Origin of the sequence: Salinivibrio sp. MA427, from assembly GCF_001996115.1 — a bacterium.
GTDB classification, from domain to species: Bacteria; Pseudomonadota; Gammaproteobacteria; order Enterobacterales; family Vibrionaceae; genus Salinivibrio; species Salinivibrio costicola.
The window spans coordinates 1-5,713 of the sequence record NZ_MUFH01000235.1 but is presented as its reverse complement, the minus strand read 5'-3'; the positions used below and the strand labels follow the sequence as shown (position 1 = coordinate 5,713).

Annotated in this window: 6 protein-coding genes; 4 read left to right on the top strand and 2 right to left on the bottom strand. The window is 47.9% G+C overall.

Going from position 1 to position 5,713, the window contains the following annotated elements; all coding sequences use genetic code 11:
* From BZG79_RS12425 to BZG79_RS12415, 3 genes are all read left to right on the top strand, one after another.
* A partial coding sequence (locus tag BZG79_RS12425) for a sterol desaturase family protein (RefSeq protein WP_077774532.1) occupies positions 1 to 675 on the top strand: 675 nt, incomplete at its 5' end.
* Between the two features lie 98 nt (positions 676 to 773).
* On the top strand, positions 774 to 2,333 hold the full coding sequence (locus tag BZG79_RS12420; RefSeq protein ID WP_077774531.1) for a YjjI family glycine radical enzyme: 1,560 nt from the start codon (positions 774 to 776) through the stop codon (positions 2,331 to 2,333).
* A complete protein-coding gene (locus BZG79_RS12415) occupies positions 2,320 to 3,132 on the top strand; it encodes a 4Fe-4S cluster-binding domain-containing protein (protein WP_199877806.1) in 813 nt (270 codons plus the stop codon). Before BZG79_RS12420 ends, BZG79_RS12415 begins: the two co-directional genes overlap by 14 nt.
* 117 nt (positions 3,133 to 3,249) lie before the next feature.
* Here BZG79_RS12415 and BZG79_RS12410 read toward each other — a convergent pair whose 3' ends face one another.
* Entirely contained in the window at positions 3,250 to 4,026 is a 777-nt protein-coding gene (locus BZG79_RS12410) for a MipA/OmpV family protein (protein WP_077774528.1), read from the bottom strand.
* Positions 4,027 to 4,204: 178 nt separating this feature from the next.
* Between BZG79_RS12410 and BZG79_RS12405 the strand changes: the two genes are divergently transcribed.
* Positions 4,205 to 4,909 (top strand): response regulator, encoded by a 705-nt coding sequence (locus BZG79_RS12405; RefSeq protein ID WP_077486929.1) that lies wholly within the window; start codon positions 4,205 to 4,207, stop codon positions 4,907 to 4,909.
* Here the strand turns inward: BZG79_RS12405 and BZG79_RS12400 are convergent.
* A partial coding sequence (locus tag BZG79_RS12400; protein ID WP_206779497.1) for a hypothetical protein occupies positions 4,882 to 5,713 on the bottom strand: 832 nt, incomplete at its 5' end. The two genes, BZG79_RS12405 and BZG79_RS12400, sit on opposite strands and share 28 nt — an antisense overlap.

Here is a 5,713-nt window from a genome sequence, read left to right as displayed (position 1 = left end):
GTCTATTTATGGTGGTTTGGCTGGCGGTTGTTCGATATTGAGATGTCGGTGAGCCTGTTTTTACTGCTGATGGTCGCGCAGGATTTTTGTTACTACTGGTTTCATCGCGCCAGCCACCGTATTCGCTGGATGTGGGCGGCGCATGTGGTGCATCATAGCTCAGAGCGCATGAACTTTAGTACTGCGTTTCGCCAAAGCCTAATGTACCCGCTGGCAGGGATGTGGCTGTTTTGGCTGCCGCTTGTAGTGATTGGGTTTCCGCCGCAATGGGTGGTGTTTGTTGTACTGCTGAATTTAGGGTTACAGTTTTTTGTTCATACCCAATGGATAAAGACACTCGGGCCCGTGGAGTGGATTTTTAATACCCCGTCTCATCATCGCGTTCATCATGGCGTGAATCCTCAGTACATCGATAAAAACTACGCGGGCATTTTAATCATTTGGGACAAGCGATTTGGCACCTTCGAGCCGGAATCTGAATCGGTGCGCTATGGGATCCCCAAGCCAGTGAACAGCTTTAATCCTCTGGTGGTGACCTTTGCGGAATGGCAACAAATGTGGCGAGACGCCACGCAGCTCGATCTGAGTTTTCGACAACGATGGCAGTGCTTGTTTGCACCACCAGAACAAACACAAGGTCACACGACAGACGAGGAAGCATCACGTAAGACATAGCGGTTTGCTACCTTGCGGGCAAGCTAACATATTCTGAGGAAACAACCCTTTATCCTCATAGGGTTACTTTCAGAATTCAGTTCGCCAGGAGTTTCCACATGACAGACGCTATGCATGCCATTGTTACCCATCTGCACTTAACCCCATCGCAGAAAACGTTAGCGCTCGCTGCGCAAGCCGATGCGGCTTTGCCCTACGTACCTTGCAGCCGAGCGCTCGTGGCTGCGATGGAGCAGGGTGTGATCGGCGATATGTTTGAGGGTCACGCTCCCTTTAAACCGCGTTATGTGTTGCCCGATTATGTCCGCTTTTTAAAACGCGGGTCGGAGTATTTGGCGTTAACGCCGGCAACCGATCTAGAGGATGCGCTTATGAAGCTCATGGTGCTGTACCATCATGTGCCTTCGGTGACCAATATCCCGGTGTTTTTGGGTTACCTCGATCAACTCCTGCTGCCATATTGCGAGGATGTGAGTGATGAACATTTGTATCAAGCGCTCAAGCGATTCTGGATCCAACTCGACAGAACACTGCCAGACGCATTTATGCATGCCAATATTGGCCCAGATGATAATCGTGTTTGTCGCATGATTTTGCGCATCGATGCAGAACTGCAGCAAGTTGCCCCCAACCTGACCTTTATGGTAGATCCGTCTCGTACCGCGCGCACCCTAGTTCGGCAGGCGACAGATAACATCATTGCCTGTAGCAAGCCACATATTGCTAACTGGCCGGTACACCAAGCCACATTTGGTGATGCAGAGGCTCACTGGCCCAATATGGGGATTGTGAGCTGCTACAACGCGCTACCGATTGGAGGCGGTGCGAACACCTTGGTACGCCTTAACTTAAAGAAAGTCGCAGAAGAAGCCAATGATCTCTCGACATTGCTCTCGCACACCTTGCCACATTACGGTGCATTGATGGTGGAGCTGATCGATGCACGCAGTCACTTCCTGCATCAAGAATCACACTTTTTTAATAGCTTTCTGGTGCAGGAAGGCTTAATTGATGAGAAAAAATTTGTCCCCATGTTTGGCGTGTACGCGATGGCTGAAGCGGTCAATACCCTGATGACACGCCAAGGTCTATGTGGCGAATATGGTCACGATGCAGCGGCGAATGAGATGGCACACGATATCACCAAAGCATTGAGTACGTTTGTAGCAGAGACGCCAGTGAAGTATGGCTGGCGTGGACGAGCGTTGCTGCATGCGCAAGGTGGGTTATCCATTGACCAAGGGACCACTCCGGGGGTGAGGATTCGTTACGGTTGTGAACCGGATCCTGTCACCCATTTACAGGCGCTTGCGCCGTTACATCCTTACTTTGAAGCGGGTGTGAGCGAGATCCTAACATTGGATGAAACCATAAAAAGCAATCCCGATGCATTAACCGATTTATGTTTAGGGGCGCTGCAATCCGGGCTGCGTGAATTCACCGCGAATACAGATGGAAATGATCTCGTGCGTATCACCGGCTATATGGTGAAAAAGTCCGAGATTACCCAGTTCAAACAATCGGGATCTCGGACCAACACCACGGTATTGGGCGCAGAAGCTTCTGATATGACGACAGTGACAGCACGGCAGCCGCGAGTTGTGAGTGCGGAGTTTCTCGCCGGCGCGCGTTGGACGGACACTCATGAGCCATCCTAAGCAGGAGAAAACATCGGGGTCAGTGGCTCGGGTGGCGAGTGTGTTGCCCTATTCCTGTGTCGATGGTCCCGGTAATCGGATGGTGTTTTTTCTGCAAGGTTGCCAATTTCGTTGCCCAGGGTGCCACAACCCTGAAACCATTGAACGTGACAGCGCAAGCTCATTCGATATGTCTTTGGCCGAGGCAGTGACGGCGATTTATCAACAACGGCACTTTATTCGTGGAATTACCGTCAGTGGTGGTGAGGCCAGTCTGCAATGGCGCTTTGTCCGCGCGCTTTTTCGCGCGGTCAAACAGCACCCTGAATTAGCCCACCTTACATGCTTGATCGATACTAACGGCAGTGTGTCATGTCAGCGTTGGCAGGCGTTGTCATCCTACATGGACGGTGCCATGGTGGATATGAAAGCATGGGGTAATGACGCGCATAGAGCCTTGACCGGACATTCACCCCGCCGTGTGCGTGATAGCCTAATTTGGCTGGCGCAGCAGGGAAAATTGCAGGAAGTGCGGCTGTTACTGGTCCCCGGGTATACCGACTGGCAAGCTAACCTGTCGTCACTCTGCGCCTATTTATATAATTTGCAGCAAATGCAATTGACGCAGGGAAATGTGTTTTCCGTGCGTTTAAATGGTTTTCATCGAGCAGGCGTGAAGGGCAATGCCAGCAATTGGCTAGAGGCAACACAAGCGCATCTTGATATCATAAAAGTCGCCTTGCAAACGGCAGGACTGCAAACCGTGACCATGCCACCACCTGAATTACTGCTTGCAATGGGGGACCAGCGAGACGTCTGAATCAGCGAGATAGCTAAACGTGTGTCGTCGTGTTCATTAAGCGAACTCCATGACGTGACAAGGCCTCCGGATGAAGCGGAGGCCTTATTGAGATAGTTATGATCTGAGCTCGGGATCTTAAAAATGATAGCTCATGGTCACTTGTGCATCCCACTGATTAGCGCTATCTACGATTGGCGAATCAGCAATGTCACTGCCCAAACGGGTGTATTGCGTACTTTGGCTGATATCCCAGTTTTCGCCCATTGGCATCACAAGCTTGTATCCTAAGTTGTAAGTAAAGCTGTTATCGCCTTTATAAGCCGAACGTTGCATGGTCGCTTCACTGTCTTTTACACCAAAATAATGATCAACATAATCATCACTTAGCCAGTTCACACCCGCGAATGGAACAAAGTCGATTTTACCAAAGTGTGTGATATACATGTACTTCATGCCAGCGTTGAGACCGTCGTATTCGCCCGTGATATCGTGCCCTACAAATGTAGAAAGAACACCACCCATACCGGTATTGATATCCATATTAAAACCGCCATTGATCCCTGCATTACGATCTTTCATGCCAGCCAGGCTATCAGCGTCTTTGCTCTCGTAACCCTTTGATGCATGACCGATAAAAGCGTTGATATTCACACTGTCATCATTATTGCCGAAAAAACGGTAGTTAAGGCCATTTGTTAGATCAGCGTTGAAGTCTTCACCGCGATAGCCAAGGTTTAGGTTCAGATAGGTAGTGTCATCTTGGCTTTTGTAAAGATCACTTGTCGTGCTGATACCCACTTCAGCGACCGCTTGTCCTTCATGTGAGTAGATATTGCCGTTGCGGATATATGTGTCGCCCGCATAGGCTGCATTTGACGCGATCGCTGCGATAATAATAGCTAGTTTTTTCATGTGTTTTACCTTAAAAGTGTCTAACGCTCGGATTGGCAGTACTCTAAACGCAGCGATGCAATAAAAGTATCTTAAGTTGGTATGGAATTGTCTGGTGTTTGTAAACGAAATAATCGGTAGAAATTAGACTACAATTGAGGTAACCATAGGTAAGATAATCACGTTGTTATGAGTGAAAATGGAAGAAAAAATACATTTGTTTGTGGTTGAAGATGATCCGAAAATGCGCGAAATGCTGACAGACTACTTCGAGGCACAAAATTACACAGTAACGGCATTAGAGCAGGGGACGGGGGCGGCAGAACGCATTTTAGCGGATCAGCCTCATTTAGTCTTGCTGGATTTGATGCTGCCTGGCGATGATGGATTGACAATTTGTCGACAGATACGCAATGATTTTCACGGACTTATTATGATGTTAACCGCCAGTGATGACGACTTTGATCATGTCGCGGCACTGGAAATTGGCGCCGATGACTTTGTTAGTAAACCCATTAAACCAAGAGTACTGATGGCGCGAGTACGGATGTTATTGCGTCGTCAATCAGAAGTTACCCTGCCATCAACACCGTCAAGGCTGTTGCAATATGGTGGGCTTGTGCTTAATCAAGCGCGCCGACAGTGCCAGTTGGATGAACAAAGCATTACGTTAACGGAAAGTGAGTTTGACTTACTGTGGCAGCTCGCGTCACACCCCGATGCGGTTCAGTCTCGAGATACACTGACCAAAGCGCTACGGGGCATTGAATATGACGGTATCGACAGAACGGTAGACAATAAGATTGTTACACTGCGAAAAAAACTGATGGATGACGCGGCGAGCCCGCACCGTATTATCACGGTACGGGGGAAAGGTTACTTATTTGTTCCTGACACTTGGTAAGCTTGCTCTGACGTGACGACCCTTGTTTTGATCAACGCGTAGAGCGTAGGCGCATTTTCACCAAGGGTTTGTTTCCACGTCTCTGAGAGTTGGTCAAGTATGAGGCATAGCGCCAATCCCTTTTCATAAGACATTCTTCGTTCGAGTAAATGGTGATTGTTACTGCTAATGATCCAATTAAAATAGTCATTAAATGAGAGAACAGTGTCATTTGCGGCAGGAACAAACATTTCATCATAGTGTAGAAGAAAGGGTTTGAGCTCTACGTATGTTGCTGTTCCTTCCATTGTTTCACTGTTCGTCTCCGCGACGAGTTGGGGCCATTGCTGATAGCGTTTTTCTCTAATCGCAACCCAGTCTCGCAGCGTGCTTTTTAATACGTTTTTGTCTGATAAATTGTCTAACGCTTGGTCAAGTAGCGTCATTTCGCGCGCGAGTAGCTGATAGTGTTCATGATTATGTGGGTATTGTGCGATAAATTCATTACCATTTTGATCATAATTCCATCTTTTTTGGTGATACAGGTGGAATGCTTCATGAGACATAAATTGTGAAAACGCTGCACCTTTATTGTCATTAATGAGGAAAGACCCTTCAGAATAATAAAACACTAATGCGTCTTTACCCTCAATCATTGTGTTTGTGAAGTTCGCAATAAATCGCCATAACAGCGTGCTTAGATCATACCAGCGTGTGCTGTAGAGGTTGCTAATGTTCTGGTATGGCGAGGTATCGACTTTTTTTAGCCAAACGCTATCGTAGTTGTCCGGTTTATTGACGATAAATATTGTGCTGTATATATTC